This window comes from Granulicatella sp. 20925_1_45, assembly GCF_041433555.1.
Classification (GTDB): Bacteria; Bacillota; Bacilli; order Lactobacillales; family Aerococcaceae; genus Granulicatella.
In genome coordinates this window covers 39,302-64,422 of record NZ_JAPWBR010000002.1, presented here as the reverse complement: position 1 = coordinate 64,422, position 25,121 = coordinate 39,302, and the positions used below count along the sequence as shown (strand labels likewise).

Below are 25,121 nucleotides of genomic sequence, written 5' to 3'. Positions count from 1 at the left end.
ATGAAACAACAAGCTAACAAATCTTTCTTTGGGTTGAAATGGCTTGCGGTACTGATTGCCACTTTATTGTTAGTAGGAACCTTTGCACGTGTTTCAACAGTCAATGCTGAAACTCCACCACCAGTAGACACCACAAAGATGAAGATACAAGGCGCCTTTGAACAAAAAATCAACTTTGTGGATGGGGAAGATTATAATGCGACAGTGACGATTAAGTTGACTTATAATAATCCTCAATATAAAGAGATTAAAGTTCCCGTTCAAATTAAAAACCTTCCAACAGGGAAGGGCGGTATTCGACTTTACGTATATCAAGATACAGATAATAGCCTCATAGTTCAATCATTTGTTGAGACCATTGAAGACCACAATGTTATCTATTATGATCTACTTCATGTCGAAGATGGGAAAGTCACAAAAGCGTTTCAATTCACGGCAACTGACAAAGAACGAACAAAATTTTTAGAAGACTTAGCAAATGCCAAGGACAAAGTGGAAACTACTACGGCTGAGAAAGCTACAAACTCAAACGAAAAGAGTTCAAACGCGAGTGACTCGAAAGGGAACTCAAAAGGCTCTGAAAGCAAAGATATCTTTGATCAGATTGATAACTTCTTTGATCAACTAGATACGGACAAAATTGGTGAAGGACTCGGTAAGGGAATATTTTATATCGTCCTTATCATCGCTGTTTTCTTCGGAATTAAAGGAAAACAAAATAAGGCGCGCAAGAATAATCGTAGAGCTCGAACTGGAAATACGCGTTCTGCTCAAAGAAATGGGGCGAATGCTCCTGCAGCTAGAGCACAAGGCACAAGCACTCCAGTAGTCGCTACAGAAGCTGTACCGCAACGTGTATATCGTCCGCGAAATAAAGTTTCAGATCCAAAACTTCGCTCACAAGAGAAAAAACAAGCAACAAAAAAAGCGCTACAATCGGCTTCAGGTCGTTCAAATACTTCAAGAGAAATGTATGTTGATACACGTGCTACAAGACCGGTTTCATACCGTCCAGCATCAAAAGAAAAATCACACACATTACCACGAGTGCTTTCAAGCAAAACACTCCCTCGTACTTTGAAAACACCGCGCTTAAAATAAAATCGTGGAAGCACCTAATCTCACACGTGAGGTTAGGTGTTTTTTTGCATGAAGTCGTGAAGCATTTGCACAAGAAGTACTATCGGAGTATGCTAAGTGAGAAGGGTGGAATTTATATGACGAAATTAGATGAATTAATCAAAAAAATTGAAGCAGATCCTCAAAATGCAGAGTATACAAAAGAAGGCATAGCGCCTTTATTTTCTGCACCACGAAAAGCGAAAATTCTGATTGTAGGGCAAGCGCCTGGTATTAAAGCGCAAGAGAGTCGCTTGTTTTGGAATGACCAAAGTGGCGACAACTTAAGAAGCTGGATGGGCGTAACTCGAGATTTCTTCTATCAATCCGATTTATTTGCAGTGGTTCCAATGGATTACTATTATCCAGGAAAAGGTAAATCTGGAGACCTTCCACCGCGCAAGGGTTTTGCTGAGAAATGGCATGAAGAAACGCTAGCCTTAATGCCAGATATTGAACTTATTATTCTTGTAGGGAAATACGCACAAGATTATTATTTAAAAGAGACAAAGAAGAAAAACTTAACGGAAACGGTCAAGGCGTATAAAGAATATTTACCAAAGATGTTTCCGCTCGTACATCCGTCACCTCTAAACCGTAGATGGATGGCCAAAAATCCATGGTTTGAAAAAGAAGTCTTACCTGAATTTCAAAAGAGAGTACAAGAAGTGATTAAAGGAGCCAAGAAATGAGAACAGAATTATATCCAGAAATCGAAATCTACAAGGAACACATGATTCCAGTGAGTGACTTGCATACGATTTATGTAGAAGAGTCAGGGAACCCATTAGGACATCCAGTCGTTGTCTTACACGGCGGACCAGGAGGGGCATCGTCTCCAGCGAATCGTCAATTTTTTGATCCAGAGTTCTATCGCATCATCCAATTCGACCAACGTGGATGTGGAAAAAGTACGCCGTTTGCGTCTTTAGAAGAAAACACCACGCATGATTTAGTGGCCGATATGGAGAAAATCCGCACAGCACTAGGGATTGAAAAATGGCTTGTCTTTGGTGGTAGCTGGGGGACAACGCTGGCCTTACATTACACGATTGCACATCGTGAACGCGTCGTAGGATTAATGCTTCGTGGGATTTTCCTTGGTCGTCAAAGCGATGTAGATTGGTTATACCAAGATGGAGCATCTCATTTTTATCCAGAGAACTTCGAGAAGTTTAAAGCATCGATTCCTGTTGAAGAACAAGGAGAACTGGTGAATGCGTACTACAAACGTCTGACTTCAGAGGATGAATCGATTTGTCTTGAAGCTGCACGTGCTTGGGCAGAGTGGGAACATGGCCTCGTGAAATTGATTCCGTATGAGCTGATTGTCTGGGATGAAGCGGGGATTCGCGGAGCACTGACGATTGCGCGAATGGAATGTCATTTCTTCTACCATCATTGCTTTGTGGAGGATGATAATTACATCTTGAATCATGCAGATGCCTTCAAGGGGATTCCAATGCATATTGTCCATGGTCGTTATGATGTGGATTGCTTGCCTAGTGCTGCGTTTGAACTCGCTCAAGCAGTCGACGGCGCAGAACTCATCTTTGCGCAAGCTGCAGGACATACCGCGATGGAACCAGCAACCATTGAAGCGTTAGTTGGTTTTAGTGAGAAATGCAAAACCTATTTTAAATAAAAAGAAAGGCTCGCAGAAATTTTCTGCGGGCCTATTTAAGTGTTTAGATTTTTTCAAGAAGCATTGCAGCAATGCGCTCTACATCGCGGTTACTTCCACGTAGCTCAAATTCATCGAGCACTGGAAAGCCAAAACGCTCAGAATATTGACGAGCAGTGAGGCAGAATTGCTTATTGAAGTTACGATTTCCGCTACCAATGACGCCAAAGCAATGTGCGTAATTATGTTCATAGGCTAAGAAATCGCCTAGAGGATTCGTTAAGACTTCGACGTCTCCATTGTCCACGCCATTTCCACCCTCTAAGTAAGTTGGAAGAAACGCAACGAATGGTTTTCCTACTTTAAAGTAGTCTTCTTGGCCTTTGACAAGGTCTTTCACATTCGTTAGTGTCACGTTTAAAGAGGGGTCCAAAAAGCGTAAATGGTCTTTTAAACGAGTGACAAAGTTGTGTGTATTTCCAGTTAAACTAATATAAATAATGGGTAATTCTTTCGACATTGAGCGACCTCCTGAAAGACATTTTACTGTCTATAAGTATACCGCACTTTCTCAAATCCTTCTAGAGGGTGTTTTTAAACTTTTAAAAATCGTAAAAATCGGCTATAATACTTGAGAATAAATACGAAGGAGATACTCATGTCACACTTAAAAGAAGAAGTACAATCTCGCAAGACCTTTGCGATTATTTCCCACCCGGATGCTGGGAAAACAACGATTACAGAACAATTACTCTTATACGGGGGTGCGATTCGTCAGGCCGGTACCGTAAAAGGGAAGAAAACAGGGAAGTTTGCAAAATCTGACTGGATGGAAATCGAAAAACAACGTGGGATTTCTGTTACGAGTTCAGTAATGCAAGTGGAATACGATGGAAACCATATTAATATCGTGGACACACCAGGGCACGAGGACTTCTCAGAAGATACGTACCGTACATTAATGGCCGTGGATAGTGCTGTGATGGTCATCGACAGTGCTAAAGGGATTGAGCCGCAAACGAAGAAATTATTCGAAGTTTGTAGTATGCGTGGAATTCCAATCTTTACATTCATCAATAAATTAGACCGTGATGGACGTGAACCGCTAGAATTAATCGCGGAACTAGAAGAAGTATTAGGCATTGACGCGTATCCAATGAACTGGCCAATGGGGATGGGAAAAACATTCTTAGGGTTATATGACATTTACAACAAACGTGTAGAATTGATGCATCCAGAAGAGAATGATGATAATGACTTCTTACCATTGAATGAAGATGGCGAAGTGGACGGCGATTATGCTTTCAAACAATCTACGCTTTATAGCCAAGCAATCGAAGATGCACAACTCTTATTAGAAGCAGGAAATGCATTCGATGAAGAGAAGATTGCGGCTGGTAAATTAACACCAGTATTCTTCGGGTCGGCGTTAACAGGATTTGGGGTTCAAACATTCTTAGATGCATTCGTTGATTTTGCGCCAAGTCCATCTGCCAAGAAAACTGAATCAGGAGAATTGGTAGACCCACTACAAGAACAATTCACTGGATTCATTTTCAAAATTCAAGCAAACATGAACCCAGCCCACCGCGACCGTATCGCATTTGTACGTATCTGTTCAGGAGAATTTACTCCAGGGATGGATATTACCGTGAACCGTTCGCAAAAGAAAATGAAATTATCACATACAACGCAATTCATGGCCGATAGCCGTGAAACAGTTAAAGCAGCCGTAGCAGGCGATATCATTGGACTCTACGATACAGGGAACTTCCAAATCGGAGATACGATTTACTCAGGGAAGAACGCTGTGCAGTTCGAACCACTACCACAATTTACGCCAGAGCTCTTTAATAAAGTTTCTGCAAAAAACGTGATGAAGCAAAAATCATTCCATAAAGGAATCGAGCAGTTAGTACAAGAAGGAGCTATCCAATTGTACAAGACTTACCATACAGGAGAATATATCCTTGGTGCCGTTGGTCAACTGCAATTCGAAGTGTTCCAATACCGCTTATTAAATGAATACAATGCCGAAGTAATCTTGACTCCAATTGGAAGCAAGATTGCCAGATGGATTGACGAAGAACAACTGGATCCAAATATGTCATCAAGTCGAAACTTATTATGTCGCGACCGTTTTGACCAACCAGTCTTCTTATTCGAAAACCAATTTGCCTTAAACTGGTTCAAAGATAAACATCCAGATGTAGAATTAAAAGCATTGTTTTAATAAAAATAAGAGACTCTCTAATCGAGTGATTAGAGAGTCTTTTCGAATTTATTTAGTTTAAGCCTCGTATCCCATTAGGATTCCGCCTTGTTCTGCATAATAGCTGCAGATACCGCTTGTATGAATGCTTGAAACGTCCGCTTCTGGGAATTCACCATGAATGGCTGATTGAATTAAGCCGCAGATTTCTGGATTACTGCAGTGGCTAATGACCACTCGGCCACCTTTGTAACCATTTTTCTTCATTTCAGCCCAAAGTGCTTGGACAGCTTTCTTTTGACCTTTTGCTTTGTGAAGAAGGTTTAAAGTTCCTTCTGGAGATGCATTTCCGACTAAGTGGATATTGAGCATTCCGATTACGGCGCCGACTAATTTGTTTAAGCGACCATTTTTCACTAAGTTATCGACACGTGCAAGGACAAATAATAGTTTTGTGCTTGCTAAATAATCTTTTAATGCAGCTACGACTTCTTCGTAAGAGAGGCCTTGAGAGATGAGTTCGTTGGCTTTTTGTACGAAAAGAACCATCTCACTACTTGCTGAAAGGCTATCGAACACTTCGATATTTGTTTCAGGTGCTTCTTCTAAAAGCATGTTTTTTGCGAGTTGCGCACTGTTTTGGCTTCCTGATAAGCCACCCGTAATCGTAATGACGATGACATTTTCTGCACCTTTGTAAGCTTCAAGGAATGCATCTGGGCTAGGGCAAGCTGAAGCTGTTTGGTCTTTCGATTGATACATTTCAATCATCATAGCATCGATATCTAAAGAGGCATCATCTGTATAGTGTTTGTCACCAACTTGAACTGTTAGTGGTACGTTAATGTACTGTGTATCTGGAGCAAGATTCTCGATTTCGCGTAAATCACAACCAGAATCTGCAATAATTTTCCATTTCATCATGGGTTCTCCTTTGAATTATATTTCTATTCTAAATAAATATACTTTGAATATCAAAACAAGTCAAATAATCTAGATTTTTCCTTTCATTTTAGTAGCATTTTAGCGCTTTCTGTAATATTGTAGAAGTGTAAAAATAAAAGGAGGAGTTTTATGACTCAAACTATTTCTTTCGGATATGGTTCAAAACCAGCACAATTTATGGCGAATAAACTAAACCGTCACGGTGTCATTGCAGGGGCTACAGGTACAGGTAAAACTGTAACGTTAAAAGTATTAGCGGAGCAATTAAGTGAAGCAGGAGTTCCTGTATTCTTATCAGATATTAAAGGGGATTTAGCAAGCCTTGCTGAAAAAGGCGAAGTAACTGAGAAGATTGCAGAACGCTTGGCAAAAGTTCATGTAGAAGACTTCGAACCAAGCTCATATCCTGTTGCTTTCTGGGATGTCTTTGGGGAAAACGGAATTAATATCCGTACTACAATCTCAGAAATGGGACCAATTTTATTAGCTCAATTATTAGGTTTAAACGAAACTCAAGAAGGTATTTTAAACATTGCGTTTAAAGTAGCGGACGACCAAGGATTATTATTAATCGACATTAAAGACTTACGTGCAATGTTAAATTACGTTGGCGCACATGCTGGGGAATTACGTAACTTATACGGAAATATCGCACAACAATCAATTGGTTCTATTTTACGTAGCTTACTCGTATTAGAACAACAAGGTGGAGACCAATTCTTCGGTGAACCAGCGTTTGAAATCAATGACTTATTTAAACAAGACCAAAATGGCCGTGGGGTCATCAATATTTTAGCGTCTGAAAAATTATTCCAAACACCAAAATTATACGCAACATTCTTACTATGGTTCTTATCAGAATTATACGAAAACTTACCAGAAGTTGGGGACTTAGATAAACCAAAATTAGTCTTCTTCTTCGATGAAGCTCACGTATTATTCGGCCAAAGCAATGCTGCAGTTCAAGAGAAAATCGAATTAATCGTTCGTTTAATCCGTTCTAAAGGAATTAGTATTTTCTTCGTAACACAAAACCCAACTGATATTCCAAATGCTATCGCGAGCCAATTAGGGAACCGCGTGCAACACGGATTACGTGCGTTCACTCCAGCTGAACAAAAGAACGTAAAAGCTGTAGCAGAAACGTTCCGTCAAGAAGATGGACAAGATTTAGTAACAGTAATTACAAACCTTAAAGTAGGGGATGCAGTTGTTTCAACACTTCAAGAAGATGGTTCCCCAAGCTTTGCAGAAGTAGTATCAATTTACCCTCCTAAGAGTAAATTAGAAGCAGGCGATCCGCTTGTTCGTCAACAACTCATCAATCAATCAGCATTCTACGATAAATATGCAGAAATGTTTGACCGTGAATCTGCTCATGAACAATTAGCAGCGTTAGATGAACAATTCAAACAAGAAAAAGAAGCTGAACTTGCGCAAAAAGAAGCTGAAAAACAAGCTGAATTAGATCGTAAAGAAGCTGAAAAGCAAGAAGCACTTGCACAAAAAGAAGCTGAAAGACAAGCAAAATTAGAAGAAAAAGAACGCGAACGTGAACAAAAAGAATTAGAGCGTCAAGCACGTCAAGCCGCTACAAAACGCGGAGATTCAGCAATGGACCGCTTCACTAAGAACGTTATGTCAAGTGTGGGTCGTGAAGTTGGTCGTGTGATTACACGTGGCGTAATGGGCTTATTCAAAAAATAAGAGGAGGCCAAAATAATGGCAAATGTCGTTGTATTTTTCGCGCAAGGATTTGAAGAAATCGAAGGCCTTGCAACGGTTGATATTTTAAGAAGAGCAGGACACACAGTGCACACAGTAGGACTGGGCAGTGAAGTGATTACTGGAAGTCATCATATTCCTGTAAAAATGGATGATGTACTCGATACATTCTACTGGGCGGATATCGATGCGCTCGTACTACCAGGTGGTCTTCCAGGAGCCACTCATTTACGAGATGATGAATTTCTTATTAAGAAACTAAAAGAGTATTCTAAAAAAGGAAAAATTATCGCAGCGATTTGTGCAGCTCCAATTGCACTGCACCGTGCAGGATTACTCAAGGGCAAGAAATATACTTGCTACCCTGGTGTAGAAAAAGACATCAACCAAGGAACGTATACAGGACAGCTCGTGGAAACAGATGGAAAACTCATTACGGGATGTGGACCAGCTGCAACCTTTGAATTTGCCTATACGATTGCAGAAACGTTGGGTACTGACACTAGTGCTCTTCGTGAAGGAATGCAATATAATAAACTTCTCAAAAAATAAAAATGGCAAGAAGACTCGTCTCGAATAGGAGCGGGTCTTCTTTTGTTACAAAAATGTTACAATGTTACAAAATTATTAACTCAAACACTTGCAATTTAACCGGAAATTTGAGAAAATAATGAATGACAAAATAAAACTTAGTACATAGAAATCAGGTAATAGTATGCATAAAGAAGAATTGAAGGAAGTTGTTGGTCAACTTCGCAAAAAAGGGGTAAGAATTACACCTCAACGTGTTGCGATGCTTGAGTTTTTAGCAAGTGTACACACGCATCCAACGGCCGAAGAAATCTTCAAGGCGTTGACAAAAGAGGATCCACAAGTGAGTGTGGCAACTGTTTACAATAACTTAAATCTATTTATTAAAGAAGGCGTCGTAAAAGAATTGACGTATGGGGATAGCGCGAGTCGTTATGACTTTGATTTAGGACAACATTATCACGCCGTATGCGACGTGTGTGGGAAAGTGGTGGACCTTTATTACCCAGTACTCGAAGACGTTGAAAAAGCTGCAGAACAGCTGACAGGATTTAAAGTAAGAGGACACCGTATGGAAGTGTACGGAGTGTGCCCAGAGTGTCAAAAGAAACAAAAATAGTATTCGATTAAGGGGTATAGGAGTATGGAGAAGGTCATTCAACGAAGAGCCAAAAGTGGCAAAGATGAGCACTCAAAAAAGGAAAATAAATATACGCAAGCTCCAGAAGACTTCGAAGAAACAGAAGTAGTCGAAGAGGAAGCTCTTGAGGAACTGGAAGAAAAAGAACTCTTTGGTGGGAAAAAGCCTAAGAAGAAAAGACCTAAGAAAAAAATGAATAAAACGATTTTCTGGGTCATTGGGATTTTAACGTTTCTTATTTTGATTTTTGAATTATTAACAATTCACCGCATTATGGCAGATCAGTTCAATGAAGAAGAATTCAAACGTATTATTCAAGTCGAACAAGAAGATGCGAAGAAATATAACGAGAATTTAACCGTGAAAGATGAAACAAAAGGCAATATGGAAGTGCAGGAGTTAATCCCAACAGATGCTTCTGGTAATCCGATTGAAGCCATTGCGACTGAAATGGACGCGTTGAAACAAGAAGTTCTTGAAAAGTACGCGGGAGCTACTAAGAAGACACTTATCTTCTTCAAGGCGTACCAAACAAAAATCATCTCAAACGTAAACGATATTCACTACTATGTGTCTGTTTATCAACAAAAAGAGAGTGGTTTTGAACAGTTAGAATTTAAAGAGCTCTCACACCAATTAGTATTTGCGGATACATTACAACCATTCGAGATTGCTAAATTATTTAACAATGAACTCGCAGTGTCTAACTTCTTCGTGAAGAAGGCTTTAGATGAAGCAAAAGCAAATGGTTTATCAGACGAGCAAACTGCTAAAGTGACTGCGCAATTTATGGATGGAAACTGGAAGAAGTTAGATGCTTCGATTATCCAAAATGGAGTTCGTGTGAAATATAAAGATGCAAGTGATCAAGATGCAGAATGGACCATTCCATTTACTGAATTATTTGCATACATGAACGAAAACATGATTCCTGAAACAGAAAAAGACAATTACGAAGCGTACCTAGCGACTGTAAAAGATAAACTAGGGAAGAAGAGAATTGCACTATCCTTTGACGATGGCCCACGTGCAGAAACGACACCAAAAGTGTTAGAAATCTTGAAGAAATATAACGCTCATGCAACGTTCTATATCGTAGGAAGCCACATAGAGGGCAATGAAGCTCTCGTGCAACAAGTTGTAGCAGAAGGCCATGAACTTGGAGATCACAGTTACAGCCATCCTCAATTAACGAAGAAAACAGCTGATGAAGTCTATAAAGAAGTGCATACCACTTCAGATTTAATCGCAAAAGCAACAGGAGGTCTAAGACCAATGAGTCTTCGTCCACCATATGGAGCTTTTGACAAGATGGTAGCCGAACAAGCAGGTATTGCCATTGTAAACTGGTCAATTGATTCATATGACTGGAAATATAGAGATGCAGCCAAAACGATTGAGCGCGTTAAAGAAACGGCTCATAACGGCGGAATCTTATTAATGCATGATATTCATGAAGAGTCGGTAGAAGCCTTACCAACTATCATTGAGTATCTTCAAGGGGAAGGATACGAATTAGTAACGGTCACAGAGTTAATGGGAGATCAACCATTACAACCAAATCACGTATACTTTGACCGAGTAGAACATAAACAAATTCAGTAAGAACACTTGCATTTTTACTCAAAATAAGGTACATTAATGAAGTGCTTAAAGCACAGACCTTTTACAGAGTTTTGCGAATCACCAACGCTTTACTCAGTACAAGGCATAAATTAAAAGAAAGAGGTGTTTAGAAATGGCAATTTCTAAAGAAAAGAAAAACGAAATCATCAAAGAGTATGCATTACACGAAGGAGACACTGGTTCACCAGAAGTACAAATCGCTGTATTAACTTACGAAATCAACCACTTAAATGACCACATCCGTGTTCATAAAAAAGACTTCCACTCAAACCGTGGATTAATGAAAAAAGTTGGTCACCGTCGTAATTTATTAGCATACTTACGTAACAAAGATGTTCAACGTTACCGTGAATTAATCAACCGTTTAGGATTACGTCGTTAATTTTAAGCCAATTGAGAACTCCCAGGCATTCGTGCTTGGGAGTTTTTGTTGCTTTAAAAGATTATAACGTTTAAACGATATCGTATATAAAGTATATTGAACACAAAAGTAGAATAAAAGAAGGCATAAGATCCAATGGACGAGTCTTGTGCCTTCTTTTATTTGAATTATAGTTCTTTAATCGAGTGTGAAACGATTTGACGATAACACATCATATTCTTACTATTATTTGACTTAATGACATTACGTAAGATTTTAAACGCAGAACGTCCTAATTCGAGCGTATGCACGTCTACATAAGCTTCTATTTGAACAGAAGTTCGTACAGAGTCAAAAGTGATACTTGGCATTTGAATGTGTTTCTCGTTTAAATAACGCAAAGCTCCTTCTGCAAAGAGGGAGTCAGCTGTTACGAGGCCATCAATCGTTCCAGCTTCCAAAAGCTCTTTAATCGTCTCGTATCCACGTTCAATCGTAAATTCATCTACTTGAGCAATGAGTTTTTCATCAACTTTGAGATTGTATTCCCGTAAAGCTTTTTTATAACCCTCGAGACGTTCTCTGGATACGAAAAGTTGGTCGCGACCCCCGATAAACGCAATCGATTTAGCCCCTTTATTAATGATATATTCAGTAGCATCAAATCCCGCTTTTTCATTGTTATTGTCGACAAATGAAATGAGAGGGGAAAGTGTCTTACCGATAATCACCGCTGGAAATTCTTGTTCAATCGCAAAGTTCACAAGAGGGTCTTCTAATTCCCCGTATAGGAAGATTAAACCGTCAACTCGACGACCTAAAATGGTATCTTTTAAAATTGCTAAACGCTGATGGTTATCTTGCCCTGTACATAATTGAATCGAGTACTGATGATCTGCTGCAATTTGAGCAATCCCTCGAATAACTTCCGGGAAGAATGAGTTTTGGTAGAATGCATCAGAGTCTTCTGGAAGAACTACGCCAATGACATTCGTTTTCTTACTTGCTAAGCTTCGTGCATTGACGTTTGGATGATAGTTCAATGTTTCCATCGCCTGACGCACTTTCTTTTTAGTTGCGTCGCTGATGCTTGATTTATCTTGCAATACGCGCGTCACAGTTGAAGGGGAGACCCCTGCGAGTTTAGCCACGTCTTTAATCGTGGATGCCATCTGTATTCCTCCTTTCTTCGTAAAAGTTGTTTATAAATGAAAACACTGGATATGAACATAGCTAATTTCATATCCAGTGCCAAAATGGTTCTAAGATTTAATTGCTCCGTCAACCATACCTTTCATGATATGTTTTTGAGCAAGAATGAATAGGATAATAACAGGTAACATAATGAGTAATGTTGAAGTTAAAATCATATCCCATTGTTTTGTAAATGAACCGGCGAAGTTTGAAACCGCGATTGGTAATGTTTGAATCGCATTTCCTTTACCAAGTAATAGAAGTGGTAATAGGAAGTCGTTCCAAATCCAAATACCGTTCAAGATTAAGATTGTAACGTAGATTGGTTTTAGGATTGGAAGAACTACATAGAAGAATGTTTGCATTTTGTTACATCCGTCTAATTCAGCAGCTTCTTCGATTTCTAAAGGAACACCTTTAATGAATCCATGGAACATGAATACTGAAAGTGACATACCAAAACCAGTGTACGCTAGGATAATCCCTGGATAAGAACGTAATAAGCTGAATCCGAAGATTGGCATTGTAATGGCATCACTTAAGATTTTGAACCAAGTTACTAAAGGATACATTACAACTTGGAAAGGAATTACCATTGAAGCTACGAAGATGAAGAAGATCACTAATGAAGCTTTAGAACGGTAACGAACTAATCCCCATGCAGCAAGAGCAGAGAATAGAGTGATTGTAAATAATGAAATCACAGTAATAATCGTTGATGCTAAGAATGATGAAGGATAGTTAATCGATGGGTTTTTCCAAATCGTAACAATGTTTGTCCAAAGTTGTCCGAAACTTGCAGGAAGTGCAAGAGGGTCAGCTAAGATATCAGCAGAACTTTTCGCAGAGTTGATCACTAAAAGAACGATTGGACTCAAGAAAAGTAAGAATAAGAGAAATCCTAAAATTTCGAGAAGTAAGATTCCGAATTTTTGTTTTTTCATTATAAGTCAATCTCCTTTCGTTTAGTGATAGATGTTTGAATCAAGCTGATGACTACTAAGATGAAGAATAAGATAACGGCACGAGCTTGACCTTGAGCCATTAAGTTGTCCCCTGAAGCAGTGTTGTAGATGTTCATTGTGATGAACTCTGTACTTTGGATGGCTTTATCATGCCATAGTAGTGAAGGTCCACCACCTGTTAATGAGAAGTTCACATCGAAAATCTTGAATGAGTTTGTAATCGTCAAGAAGAGCGATACAGTGAACGCTGGCATTACCATTGGGATGATAATGTGACGTAGACGTTGCCATGCATTTGCACCGTCAAGTGAAGCAGATTCTACAAGACTTGAAGGTACGTTTTGTAGGGCTGCAAAGTAAATCATCATGATATAACCTGCATATTGCCATGTGTTTGTGATAATTAACGCAGTAACGGCTAATTTCACATCTCCAAGGAATAGGTTATTGATTAAAAAGTCGCTTCCGATCATTTGACCTAAAGCAGGGAATACTGAGTTATAAATGAATTGCCAAATGTAACCTAGTACAAGACCCCCGATTAAGTTTGGAATGAAGAATCCAGCACGGAAGATGTCTTTAAGCTTAATTTTACTTGAAACAAGTAGGGCTAAGCCGAATGATACAATGTTAATCACGATTACGTTAAATAATGCGAAGATAACAGTGATCATTAAAGAGTATTGGAAACGTGTGTCTGCTAAACTGTCTGTAAAGTTTTTAAGTCCCACAAATTGTAAGTTTGTTTGTGTAACGCTCTTCCAGTCAGTTAGCGAATAGTAGAACCCTAAGAAGAAAGGCACGATAATAACAATTGCAAAGATGATAAATGCAGGTAACACTAAGCGGTAAAAATTGCGTTTTGCACGAGCTTCTCTGCTTAAAGCTTTCTTATTCTTAGACATATAAGAGTTCCTCCTTTATTAAAATTAAGCGGTGAGAGTAGTCACCAGTTTGGTTCTATTGTAGCACATAACCCACAGTCACTAAAAGTGGCTGTGGGCCCCATGCAAACAATATTAATGATTATTTTTTAAGTAAGCTAGGCACTTCTTTGATTTGATTAGTAATCAATTCTTCGAATTTAGCTTTGTCGATTTGACCTTGAGCATATTGTCCATAGATTGGTCCTAATTTGTTCATTAAGAAGTTATCAGGCATGAAGTATGGGTTATCAAATGAGTAAACAGGTTTCTTCGCGCTAATCCATTCAGCTAAGAAACGAGATAATGGAGCTGATGGTTTCTCAGTTGTGTTAGAGAATGGAGAAATCATGTTAGCTTTGTTTACGATGTAGTCTTGACCTTCTTTAGTATCAGCTAAGTCGTTGAAGAATTTGTTGATGTATTCTAAAGCTTTAGTGTCTTTGTTAACTACGTAGTAAGATGGAGCACCGATGAATAATCCGTCAGCGTTTTTATCTTTACCAAGAGTTTGATAAGGGATGAATCCCATTTCGAAGTTAGCGTTTAATTGTTTTAGGTTAGGGTCTTTCCAGTTACCTTGGTGTAGGAAAGCAGCTTTACCTGAAGCGAACGCTGAGTCCATATCTTCTTGTGTACCAACTGTTAAGAGTTTTTTCTCTGTGTGATTGAATAATAATTCAACCCAGTTAGCGTAGTTGTCTAAACGAGTTTTGTCCATTTCGCCTTTAAGAACTTGTTCAGTTACTGAACGGTCGCCGTTTGGAAGACCAGAACTTAAGTAAGCACCGAAGTCGTGGATACCCATGATCCAAGTTTCGCCTTCTTTAGTTGCAGTAGCAACAACAGTAGTTAATCCTAACTCAGATTTTTTGCTTTCTAATGTGTCCATTGCTTTTTGAACAGCTTCAAATGAAGTTAGAGTAGATGGGTCGATACCAGCTTTAGTTAAGATGTCTTTGTTGTAAGCTAATCCGTATCCTTCTACAGATACTGGGAATCCGTATACGTCGTTTCCTTGTTTGAATTCGAATTCAGTTTTGTCAATCCAGTCACCTTTTAATGGTTGGATGCTGTCTTTCCACATGTCGTAACCAGCTTGACCTTCGATTACGAATACGTCAGGAGCTGTACCAGCTGTGAATTCTGTTTTTAATTGGTCAGAGATTTTACATGAACCAGAACATGTTTTGATGTTAACTGTTACTCCGTTTTTATCTCCCCATTCTTTAGCGTAAGCTGTTAAAGCTTCTTGAATTTCACTCTTGTTACTATATAAAGTGAATTCTTTTTTGCTCTCAGAGCTTCCTCCGTTAGAAGAGTCTTGTTTTGCTCCACATCCAGCTAATGCTAAACCAGCTAAACCAAGAGCTAATGATTTTGTAAACCATTTGTTTGCCATAATATTTTCCTCCTTAAAATTCGTTATAGATTACGCAAACGATTTCTTAACTGAATCCAGTATACCGCTTTCATGAAACGTTTGCAAGTATTTTTATCAAAAAAATTTTTACTTCTTAAAAATGCGGATTTAAAGCGATTTTCTTAGGTTATTAATATTTAAATAGTGCTAAAAACACGATAAAAACGCTGTTATATCCAAACAGAATAAAAAAGTTGAAAAATATTACTTGAGTTATTAAACAAAATATTCTAATATTAAAGCAAACGGTTGCGCAATGTTTGCGCATTCAATGACTAGTAGAAATATCTATTATATAGAAAAGAGGGATTTATGAATGAGCAAAAGAGAATCAGGTGTGTTAATGCATATCTCATCACTACCAGGTAAATATGGTATTGGTTCTTTCGGAAAATCAGCATATGATTTTGTAGATTTTCTTGTTCGTACAAAACAAACCTATTGGCAAATTCTTCCATTAGGAACAACAAGTTATGGAGATTCTCCATATCAATCATTTTCTGCGTTTGCGGGAAATACGAACTTTATTGACTTCGATATTTTAATAGAAGAAGGTTTAATTAATAAAGAAGACGTCCTTACAAATTGGGGCGAAGATGAAACGACAGTTGACTACGCATTATTGTATGAAAAACGTCGTCCAGTTTTAGAAAAGGCAGTAGCGGCTTTCCTTGCAAAAGGTAAAACTCCTGCATACGAGAAATTCGTAGAGGAAAAAGCAGAATGGTTAGAACCATTTGCAGAATACATGGCCATTAAAGAATTTTTCGATATGAAACCATGGACAGCGTGGAGCGACGAAGCTATCAAACGTCGTCAACCAGCTGCGTTAGCCGAGTACCGCACACGCCTTGCGGATAAGTTAGAATATCACCGTGTAACTCAATTCTTATTTGATGAACAATGGCATGCTCTTAAAAAATATGCCAATGACAACTTCATTCAAATTATTGGTGATATGCCAATTTATGTGGCAGCAGATAGCGTAGAAATGTGGGCAACACCACATTACTTCAAAACAGATGAAGAAGGTAATCCACTTTGTGTAGCTGGATGTCCTGCGGATGATTTTTCTCCGCTAGGTCAATTATGGGGAAATCCAATTTATGATTGGGAAGCTATGAAAGAAGATGGATACACTTGGTGGAGCAAACGACTAAAAGCAAGCTTTGAATTGTTTGATGTCGTTCGTATCGACCACTTCAGAGGGTTCTCAGCATATTGGGAAATCCCAGCAGAAGCAGAAAACGCAACAATCGGGAAATGGGTTAAAGGTCCTGGGTATGATTTATTTAAAGCGATTAAAGAGCAAATTGGGGAATTGCCAATTATCGCAGAAGACTTAGGTTTCATGGACGAAGATGTCATCAACCTTCGTGAAGCTACTGGATTCCCAGGGATGAAAATCTTGGAATTCGGGTTTATGGGTGAAGATCCTAAGAGTGGAGATTTACCTCATCATTATCCAGTCAATGCGGTTGCCTATACAGGAACGCACGATAATGATACAGTATTAGGGTGGTATAAGTCGGCTACAGAAGAAACTCGAGAATTCTGTAATCGTTACTTGAACCGCCGCGACGAAGAGCCAATTAGCTTTGCGTTACTTCGCGGACTATATGGTTCAGTTAGCCGTATGACCGTTGCGACAATTCAGGATTTATTACAATTAGATGAAACAGCTCGTATGAACATTCCAAGTACACTAGGCGGAAACTGGGTATGGAGAATGAAAGAAGAGCAGTTAACGGAATCTGTAGAAGAATTCTTATTAGGGATTACTGAATTGTACGATCGTGCAAATCCACATCACGAAGAAGTGGAAGTTGAAGTTGAAGAGGAGTTAGTCGAGGAAGAAAAATAACCTCGCGCACACCAAAAAGGAGAGAACAATGAAAGACTTTAAACAATATGTAGAAGGAAACTTAGGCAAGTCATTAAAAGACTGCTCAAAAGAAGAAGTTTACTTAGCCTTATTACAATTTACAAAAGAAAAAAGCGCAGCCTTACCACAAAATAATGGTAAGAAAAAAGTGTATTACATTTCTGCTGAATTCTTAATCGGTAAATTATTATCAAACAACTTAATTAACTTAGGCCTTTACGATGAAGTCAAAGAAGAATTAGAAGCAGCTGGACATTCATTAGCTGAAATCGAAGAAATCGAATTAGAACCATCTTTAGGAAATGGTGGTCTAGGTCGTCTAGCAGCATGTTTCCTTGATTCTATCGCAACTCTTGGTTTAACAGGAGACGGCGTTGGTTTGAACTACCACTATGGTTTATTCGAACAAAAATTCAAAAACAACCAACAAGATGCAGTGCCAAACGTTTGGTTAACACCTGAAAGCTGGTTAGTTCCAACCGAAACTTCTTATAAAGTACCTTTTGCAGACTTTACATTAACATCAAAAATGTTTGATATTGATGTATTAGGATATGAACAATCTACTAAAAACAAATTACACTTATTCGATGTTGATTCAATCGATGAGTCTTTAGTTTCAAGTGATTCAATCTCATTTGATAAAACACAAATCGCTAAAAACTTAACATTATTCTTATATCCAGATGATAGCGATGAGCAAGGTGAATTATTACGTATTTACCAACAATACTTCATGGTAAGTAACGGTGCTCAATTATTAATCGACGAAGCACTTGCTAAAGGAAGTAACTTACACGACTTAGCAGAGTACGCAACTGTTCAAATTAACGATACGCACCCATCAATGGTGATTCCTGAATTGATTCGTTTACTTGAGGAACGTGGAATTGAATTCGATGAAGCAGTGGAAATCGTATCTGCAATGACAGCTTACACAAACCACACAATCTTATCAGAAGCATTAGAAAAATGGCCTTTAGCATACTTAGAAAAAGTAGTGCCACATTTAGTGCCGATTATTAAAGAATTAGACGCTCGCGTGAAAGCAAAATATGAAGATCCATCAGTAGCGATCATCGACGAACATGACCGTGTTCACATGGCGCATATGGATATTCACTACGGATATAGCGTAAACGGTGTTGCGGCACTGCATACGGATATCTTAAAAGAAAGTGAATTGAAGAATTTCTATGAAATTTATCCAGAGAAATTCAATAACAAAACAAACGGGATTACTTTCCGTCGTTGGTTAATGCATGCCAACCCAGAACTTGCTAAATTATTAGATGAAACAATCGGAACTGAGTGGAGAAAGGATGCTACTAAATTAGAAGCGTTGAAAGCTTTCCGTCATGATGCGATTGTTCGCGAAAAATTAGACAAGATTAAAATTGATAACAAAAAACGTTTAAGTGTTTACCTACAAGAAAAACAAGGTATCACAGTGAATGAAAATTCTATTTTTGATATTCAAATCAAACGTATGCACGAATACAAACGTCAACAAATGAACGCTTTATATGTGATTCATAAATACTTAGATATCAAGAGCGGAAACATTCCAGCTAGACCAATTACAATTATCTTTGGTGGTAAGGCTGCTCCTGCGTATGTCATTGCACAAGACGTGATTCATTTAATTCTTTCATTATCTGAATTAATCGCCAATGACCCAGAAGTTAGCCCATACTTACAAGTCGTAATGGTTGAAAACTACAACGTAACAGCGGCAACACACTTAATTCCAGCATGTAATATTTCTGAACAAATTTCTCTTGCTTCAAAAGAAGCCAGCGGAACAGGAAATATGAAATTCATGCTAAACGGTGCATTAACTCTTGGTACTGAAGATGGTGCGAACGTGGAAATCCACGAACTTGTGGGTGACGACAACATCTATATCTTCGGTGAAAAGAGTGATGAAGTCATTGCGCACTATGAAAAAGGCGATTACAACGCTAGTGAATTTGCGAAGAGAGATGCAATCCGTCCATTAGTGGAATTCGTGAAGAGTGACGCTTTACTAGAAGTTGGAAACCAAGAACGTCTAGAACGTCTATACCAAGAATTAACAACAAAAGACTGGTTCATGACATTATTAGACTTAGAAGATTACATTGAAACAAAAGAACGTATGTATCGCGATTTCGAGAACAGAGACGAATGGAATGCTAAAGTGGTGACAAACATCGCAATGGCTGGCTTCTTCTCAAGTGACCGTACAATCGAAGACTACAACCGTGACATTTGGAAATTAAAATAAATCGATTGAATGAAGGGACACGGTGAATTCCATGCAAATTAAAAACGAAGCAATGCTGATCACTTACTCAGACAGCATGGGAAGCAATATGAAGGACTTAAAAGGCGTTTTGGATAAATATTTCCAGGGTGCCATTGGTGGGGTCCATTTATTACCATTTTTCCCATCAACAGGGGATAGAGGATTTGCTCCAAGTGACTACACACGCGTAGACCCATCACTTGGAACTTGGGAAGATGTGGATGCTCTAGGGGAACAATATTATTTAATGTTTGACTTCATGATTAACCATATTTCTCGTGAGTCTAAGTTCTTCCAAGATTTTAAAGAAAATCACGAGAACTCACCTTACAAAGATATGTTTATTCGTATTCATGAGTTTTTCCCAGAAGGACGTCCAAACCAAGCGGATATTGACTTAATTTATAAACGTAAAGATAAAGCACCATTCCAAACGGTTCACTTTGCCGATGGAACAACAGAAGAAGTATGGAACACATTCGGGGAAGAGCAAATCGACCTTGATGTTCGTAAAGAAATCGTGAAAGAGTTTATTCGTGAAACGATTAAAGACATGGCAAGCCATGGTTGCTCATTAATTCGTTTAGACGCATTTGCTTATGCGATTAAAAAACTCGATACAAACGACTTCTTCGTAGAACCAGATATTTGGGATTTATTAAATGAAGTACGTGACGTGGCAGCGAAATACCAAGTAGAATTGCTTCCTGAAATTCATGAGCATTATTCAATTCAAATGAAGATTGCTGATCATGATTACTTCGTTTATGACTTTGCATTGCCAATGGTAGTCTTATATTCACTATACTCAGGGAAATCAAATCGTTTAGCAAACTGGCTTTCAATGAGTCCAATGAAGCAATTTACAACACTTGATACGCATGACGGAATCGGTGTCGTGGATGCTAGAGACTTATTAACTGATGAAGAGTTAGATTACACTTCAAACAAATTATATGAAGTAGGTGCCAACGTAAAACGTATCTACTCAAGTGAAAAATACAATAACTTAGATATCTATCAAATCAACAGTACTTACTACAGTGCCTTAGGAAATGATGATGCAAGTTACTTATTATCACGTGTATTACAATGCTTTGCACCTGGTATTCCGCAAGTGTATTATGTTGGATTACTTGCTGGGGAAAATGACATCGAGTTATTAGAATCTTCAAAAGAAGGTCGTAACATCAACCGTCACTACTACACATTAGAAGAAATCGACCGTGAAGTAGAGCGTCCAGTCGTGAAAAAACTAATCAACTTATTACGCTTCAGAAACACATCAAAAGCGTTTGATTTAGAAGGTTCTTTTGAAGTAGAAACGCCAACTGAGAACACAATCGTAATTACACGTAAGGACGCTTCAGGTACTACAGAAGCACGCTTAGAAGCAAACCTTGAAACAAAAGAGTTCACTATTTTCGAACAAGGAAATGTTGTGACTTTATAAAATGAAACATAGATTGACGTGTGGAGTTCTTCCACACGTCTTATTTTTTCGCAAAAGAATAGTACTTAATGGGCAGATATGATAAAATGACTCTGTATGACAAACTTTGTATCTTCTAGAGTCATCTTACTTTAGAAATAAAAGCGGTTGAACCCGTCGAACGTTTTTATTTCTAAAAGTAGGTCTGGAAGATACGCAAATAAGAGAAAAGGAGATTAGTTATGTCAGAAAAGAAAGTTTTTAGCTACAACTGGGGCGGACGTCAATTAACAGTTGAAATCGGCCAATTAGCAAAACAAGCCAATGGTGCTGTATTAGTACGTTACGGTGATACTGTTGTGTTAACAGCGGCTGTTGGTACAAAACAAGCAAAAGATACAGATTTCTTCCCGTTAACAGTGAACTACGAAGAAAAAATGTATGCAGCAGGTAAAATCCCTGGAGGCTTCATCAAACGTGAAGGCCGTCCAAGTGAACATGCTACTCTTACAGCGCGTTTAATCGACCGTCCAATCCGTCCAATGTTTGCGGAAGGGTTCCGTAACGAAGTACAAATCACAAATACTGTAATGTCAGTAGATCCTAACTGCCCACCAGAAATGGCAGCAATGTTTGGTTCTTCATTAGCATTATGTATTTCAGATATTCCATTTGATGGACCAATCGCTGGGGTAGACGTAGGTCGTGTAAACGGTGAATACGTAATTAACCCAACTACAGAACAAAAAGAAAACTCAGATATCGAATTATCTGTAGCTGGTACTGCAACTGCCATCAACATGGTAGAAAGTTCAGCTAAAGAAGTGAACGAAGAAGATATGCTTGGTGCATTATTATTCGGTCACGAAGAAATTAAAAAATTAGTGGCTTTCCAAGAAGAAATCGTTCGCGAAGTTGGTAAAGAAAAAATGGAAGTAACTTTACTTTCATTCGACCCAGCTATCGAAGCACAAGTAAAAGATTTATTCAGCGAAGCGATGGTTCACGCTATTCAAACAGAAGAAAAATTAGCGCGTGAAGCAAACATCGAAAAAGTAAAAGAAACAGCTATCGAGCACTTCGAAGCGGTATTAGAAGAAAATGACGAAAAAGCAGGACTTCTAAAACAAGTTTCTCAATTAGTTGATAACTTAGAAAAAGACGAAGTACGTCGTTTAATCACTGAAGAAAAAGTACGTCCTGATGGTCGTAAGATTGACGAAATCCGTCCATTATCTTCAGAAATCGACTTATTACCTCGTGTTCATGGTTCAGGTTTATTCACTCGTGGACAAACTCAAGCATTAACTTCAGCAACACTTGCACCTCTTGGAGAATACCAAGTGATTGATGGTTTAGGAATCGAAGAAGGGAAACGATTCATTCACCACTACAACTTCCCACAATTCTCTGTAGGTTCAGTTGGTCGTGCTGGTAGCCCAGGTCGTCGTGAAATTGGTCACGGTGCGCTAGGGGAACGTGCATTGAAACAAGTGATTCCAAGTCCAGAAGACTTCCCTTACACAATCCGTCTTGTATCAGAAGTATTAGAATCAAACGGTTCTTCTTCTCAAGCAAGTATTTGTGCGGGAACATTAGCATTGATGGCTGCCGGTGTGCCAATTAAAGCGCCAGTAGCAGGTATCGCAATGGGTCTTATTTCAGATGGTACAAACTACACAGTCTTAACAGATATCCAAGGGTTAGAAGACCACTTAGGAGACATGGACTTTAAAGTAGCCGGAACGAAAGACGGAATTACAGCTCTTCAAATGGATATTAAGATTCAAGGAATTACAGAACAAATCTTACGTGAAGCCCTAACACAAGCGAAGAAAGCACGTTTTGAAATTCTTGAAGAATTAACATCAACAATTGCTGAACCTCGTAAAGAGTTAAGCCCATATGCACCTAAGATTGAAATGATTTCTATCCACCCTGATAAGATTAAAGTGGTTATCGGACGCGGTGGGGAAACAATCAACTCTATCATCGACGAAACAGGTGTTAAAATCGATATCGACCAAGAAGGTCACGTATCTATCGCTTCTACAGATGCTGCTATGATCCAACGTGCTAAAGAAATCATCGAAGATTTAACACGTGAAATCGAAGTAGGTCAAGTGTACGAAGGAACTGTACGTCGTATCGAAAAATTCGGTGCATTCGTAGAAATCGCTAAAGGAAAAGATGGATTAGTTCACATTTCTGAATTAGCACACGAACGCGTTGGTAAAGTAGAAGATGTACTTGCTTTAGGCGACAAAGTGACTGTTAAAGTCATCGAAATCGACGGGCAAGGACGTATCAACTTATCACGTAAAGCATTATTACCAAAAGAAGATAAAGAATAATCTTTCAATTCTAGCCTCTGCATTTTGCAGGGGCTTTTTTCTTTCTTCAAAAGTACAACAATAGAGCACTTCTTAGATTCTTTGATATTCGCAAAAAAGGGACAAATATGATATTCTTATAGAGTATATAGGGTGGAGAAATCTGCCCAGAGGAATCAATTTAAATAATAGAAAATGAGAGGTAAACCATGAGTTCAATTAAAATCATCGCACTTGGTGGTGTGAGAGAAAACGGTAAGAGCTTATATGCCGTTGAAGTGGAAGAAGAGATCTTCGTCTTAGATTGCGGTCTTGTCTATCCAGAAGATGAACTATTAGGGATTGATGTAGTCATTCCTGATTTCACATACTTAGAAGAAAATAGAGACCGTATTGCAGGGGTCTTCTTAACGCACGGACATGCCGATGCAGTAGGAGCCTTGCCTTATTTCTTACAAAATATCGACGCGCCGGTATTCGGTTCAAAATTAACGATTGCTCTTGCAAAATACTATGTAGAGTCTTCAAACGTTGTTAAAGGATTTGACGACTATCATGAAGTGACAGAAAATACAGAGATTGATTTTCCAACAGCAACTGTGAAGTTCTTTAAAACTACACACACAATTCCAGATTCATTAGCGATTGTGATTAAAACTAGCGAAGGAAATATTGTGTACACTGGGGACTTCAAGTTCGATCAAAGTGCTGCAGTGGAATATCAAACAAACTTTGGACGTATCGCCGATGTCGGTGAAGATTATGTATTAGCGCTTCTTAGCGATTCAAGTGACGCAGAAAGCACAGTCGAAAACGTCAGCGACCGTAAAGTAGCCGAAACGATGTTAGAGACATTTATGAATGCAGAAGGCCGTATTATCGTTGCCTGCGTTGCAAGTAATATTTTACGTATTCAACAAGTCATTAATGCTGCTTACGAGTCAGGCCGCAAGATTTTCCTAACAGGATCTGAGCTTGAAGAAATCGTCAATATCGCATTAAGCTTAAATAAATTAACGGTTCCAGATAAAGAGTTAATCGTAAACTTCAATCAAATGAAGAAATTAGCCGATGATGAATTAGTCATCCTTGAAACTGGAAATGCCGGAGAGCCAATTAAAGCCTTGCAAAAAATGGCGCTTGGACGTCACCGTCAAGTGAACTTACACGAAGGCGACTTAGTGTATATCGCAACAACTCCATCTGTAGCAATGGAAACACAAATCGCTCGTACGAAAGACTTAATCTACCGTGCGGATGCGGAAGTGTTCGAAATGGCTAACAGCAAGAAATCAAGTGGTCACGCAACTCCAAACGACTTGAAGTTGATGATGAACTTACTTCAACCAACATTCTTCATCCCAGTTCAAGGGGAGTATCGCAGCCTTTTAGCGCATGCAGAACTTGCCAATGAATTAGGCATTCCATATAAAAACATCTTCATTCCTGGTAAAGGGGATGTCGTGGAAATCGAAAACGGCCGCATGAGCGTTACAGGACAAGTTCCAGCAGGAAATGTCTTAGTAGACGGAATCGGTGTTGGAGATATCGGAAATATCGTTCTAAAAGACCGTAAGATTCTTTCTGAGGACGGGGTGTTCGTTGCAGTTGTGACGATTTCAAGACGTCTAGGAAAAATCCTTAGCGGACCACAAATTATTTCACGCGGATTCGTATATATGAAGACGAGTGAAGAACTCTTAACAGAAGCACAAAAGATTGTGACAGATGTTGTCGAAGAAAACTTAGCAAGTGATGATTTCGAATGGCCACGCCTAAAACAAGAAGTCAGAGATGCGTTAAGTCGTTACTTATTCGATAAAACAAAACGTCGCCCAGTCATCTTACCGATGATTATGGAAGCTTCTAACTATAAGAAATAATTGAATTTAA

20 protein-coding genes are annotated in these 25,121 nt (G+C 38.8%); 14 read left to right on the top strand and 6 right to left on the bottom strand.

The window, feature by feature from the left end:
* The 3 genes from O3798_RS01215 (at position 1) to pip (ending at position 2,764) form a co-directional block, all read left to right on the top strand.
* Entirely contained in the window at positions 1 to 1,101 is a 1,101-nt protein-coding gene (locus O3798_RS01215) for a hypothetical protein (RefSeq protein ID WP_048712532.1), read from the top strand.
* Positions 1,102 to 1,217: 116 nt separating this feature from the next.
* Positions 1,218 to 1,811, top strand: coding sequence for a uracil-DNA glycosylase family protein (locus O3798_RS01210; RefSeq protein ID WP_048712529.1), 594 nt, complete (start codon positions 1,218 to 1,220; stop codon positions 1,809 to 1,811).
* Positions 1,808 to 2,764, top strand: coding sequence for a prolyl aminopeptidase (gene pip / locus O3798_RS01205; RefSeq protein ID WP_371462644.1), 957 nt, complete (start codon positions 1,808 to 1,810; stop codon positions 2,762 to 2,764). The genes O3798_RS01210 and pip overlap by 4 nt, the downstream gene beginning before the upstream one ends.
* A 43-nt stretch (positions 2,765 to 2,807) precedes the next feature.
* Here pip and nrdI read toward each other — a convergent pair whose 3' ends face one another.
* Positions 2,808 to 3,263, bottom strand: a complete 456-nt coding sequence (nrdI, locus tag O3798_RS01200) for a class Ib ribonucleoside-diphosphate reductase assembly flavoprotein NrdI (protein WP_048712524.1) — start codon at positions 3,261 to 3,263, stop codon at positions 2,808 to 2,810.
* 138 nt (positions 3,264 to 3,401) lie between these two features.
* On the opposite strand from nrdI, the gene O3798_RS01195 reads away from it, so the two are divergent.
* Positions 3,402 to 4,976 carry a peptide chain release factor 3 gene (locus O3798_RS01195; protein ID WP_371462641.1) on the top strand — a complete coding sequence of 525 codons (1,575 nt, stop codon included), beginning with the start codon at positions 3,402 to 3,404 and terminating at the stop codon, positions 4,974 to 4,976.
* Positions 4,977 to 5,033: 57 nt separating this feature from the next.
* Here O3798_RS01195 and O3798_RS01190 read toward each other — a convergent pair whose 3' ends face one another.
* Positions 5,034 to 5,876: a DegV family protein gene (locus tag O3798_RS01190; RefSeq protein ID WP_371462639.1), complete on the bottom strand. Its 843-nt coding sequence runs from the start codon at positions 5,874 to 5,876 to the stop codon at positions 5,034 to 5,036.
* Positions 5,877 to 6,029: 153 nt separating this feature from the next.
* On the opposite strand from O3798_RS01190, the gene O3798_RS01185 reads away from it, so the two are divergent.
* From O3798_RS01185 to rpsO, 5 genes are all read left to right on the top strand, one after another.
* A complete protein-coding gene (locus tag O3798_RS01185) occupies positions 6,030 to 7,607 on the top strand; it encodes a helicase HerA-like domain-containing protein (RefSeq protein ID WP_371462637.1) in 1,578 nt (525 codons plus the stop codon).
* A gap of 15 nt (positions 7,608 to 7,622) precedes the next feature.
* Positions 7,623 to 8,177, top strand: a complete 555-nt coding sequence (locus tag O3798_RS01180) for a DJ-1 family glyoxalase III (RefSeq protein WP_371462635.1) — start codon at positions 7,623 to 7,625, stop codon at positions 8,175 to 8,177.
* A gap of 163 nt (positions 8,178 to 8,340) precedes the next feature.
* Complete coding sequence (locus O3798_RS01175) at positions 8,341 to 8,775, top strand: Fur family transcriptional regulator (protein WP_048712511.1); 435 nt, start codon at positions 8,341 to 8,343, stop codon at positions 8,773 to 8,775.
* 24 nt (positions 8,776 to 8,799) lie between these two features.
* Positions 8,800 to 10,401, top strand: a complete 1,602-nt coding sequence (locus O3798_RS01170; protein ID WP_371462633.1) for a polysaccharide deacetylase family protein — start codon at positions 8,800 to 8,802, stop codon at positions 10,399 to 10,401.
* Positions 10,402 to 10,534: 133 nt separating this feature from the next.
* Positions 10,535 to 10,804, top strand: a complete 270-nt coding sequence (gene rpsO, locus O3798_RS01165) for a 30S ribosomal protein S15 (protein ID WP_005606669.1) — start codon at positions 10,535 to 10,537, stop codon at positions 10,802 to 10,804.
* 167 nt (positions 10,805 to 10,971) lie between these two features.
* Here rpsO and O3798_RS01160 read toward each other — a convergent pair whose 3' ends face one another.
* The 4 genes from O3798_RS01160 to O3798_RS01145 form a co-directional block, all read right to left on the bottom strand.
* Positions 10,972 to 11,955, bottom strand: coding sequence for a LacI family DNA-binding transcriptional regulator (locus tag O3798_RS01160; protein WP_371462631.1), 984 nt, complete (start codon positions 11,953 to 11,955; stop codon positions 10,972 to 10,974).
* Positions 11,956 to 12,045: 90 nt separating this feature from the next.
* Positions 12,046 to 12,921, bottom strand: a complete 876-nt coding sequence (locus tag O3798_RS01155) for a carbohydrate ABC transporter permease (RefSeq protein WP_371462629.1) — start codon at positions 12,919 to 12,921, stop codon at positions 12,046 to 12,048.
* Positions 12,921 to 13,847 (bottom strand): carbohydrate ABC transporter permease, encoded by a 927-nt coding sequence (locus O3798_RS01150; protein WP_371462627.1) that lies wholly within the window; start codon positions 13,845 to 13,847, stop codon positions 12,921 to 12,923. Before O3798_RS01150 ends, O3798_RS01155 begins: the two co-directional genes overlap by 1 nt.
* A gap of 121 nt (positions 13,848 to 13,968) precedes the next feature.
* Positions 13,969 to 15,267, bottom strand: coding sequence for an ABC transporter substrate-binding protein (locus O3798_RS01145; RefSeq protein WP_371462625.1), 1,299 nt, complete (start codon positions 15,265 to 15,267; stop codon positions 13,969 to 13,971).
* Between the two features lie 337 nt (positions 15,268 to 15,604).
* Here O3798_RS01145 and malQ point away from each other — a divergent pair, with 337 nt between their 5' ends.
* From malQ to O3798_RS01120, 5 genes are all read left to right on the top strand, one after another.
* Positions 15,605 to 17,152: a 4-alpha-glucanotransferase gene (gene malQ, locus O3798_RS01140; RefSeq protein WP_371462624.1), complete on the top strand. Its 1,548-nt coding sequence runs from the start codon at positions 15,605 to 15,607 to the stop codon at positions 17,150 to 17,152.
* Positions 17,153 to 17,180: 28 nt separating this feature from the next.
* The gene (glgP, locus tag O3798_RS01135; RefSeq protein ID WP_371462622.1) at positions 17,181 to 19,442 is read left to right on the top strand and encodes a glycogen/starch/alpha-glucan family phosphorylase; all 2,262 of its coding nucleotides are present in this window, start codon (positions 17,181 to 17,183) and stop codon (positions 19,440 to 19,442) included.
* A gap of 31 nt (positions 19,443 to 19,473) precedes the next feature.
* Positions 19,474 to 20,916, top strand: a complete 1,443-nt coding sequence (gene gtfA / locus O3798_RS01130) for a sucrose phosphorylase (RefSeq protein ID WP_371462621.1) — start codon at positions 19,474 to 19,476, stop codon at positions 20,914 to 20,916.
* A gap of 221 nt (positions 20,917 to 21,137) precedes the next feature.
* The gene (gene pnp / locus O3798_RS01125) at positions 21,138 to 23,249 is read left to right on the top strand and encodes a polyribonucleotide nucleotidyltransferase (protein WP_048710775.1); all 2,112 of its coding nucleotides are present in this window, start codon (positions 21,138 to 21,140) and stop codon (positions 23,247 to 23,249) included.
* 188 nt (positions 23,250 to 23,437) lie between these two features.
* Positions 23,438 to 25,111: a ribonuclease J gene (locus O3798_RS01120; protein WP_048783871.1), complete on the top strand. Its 1,674-nt coding sequence runs from the start codon at positions 23,438 to 23,440 to the stop codon at positions 25,109 to 25,111.
* The last annotated feature ends 10 nt before the right edge of the window (positions 25,112 to 25,121 follow it).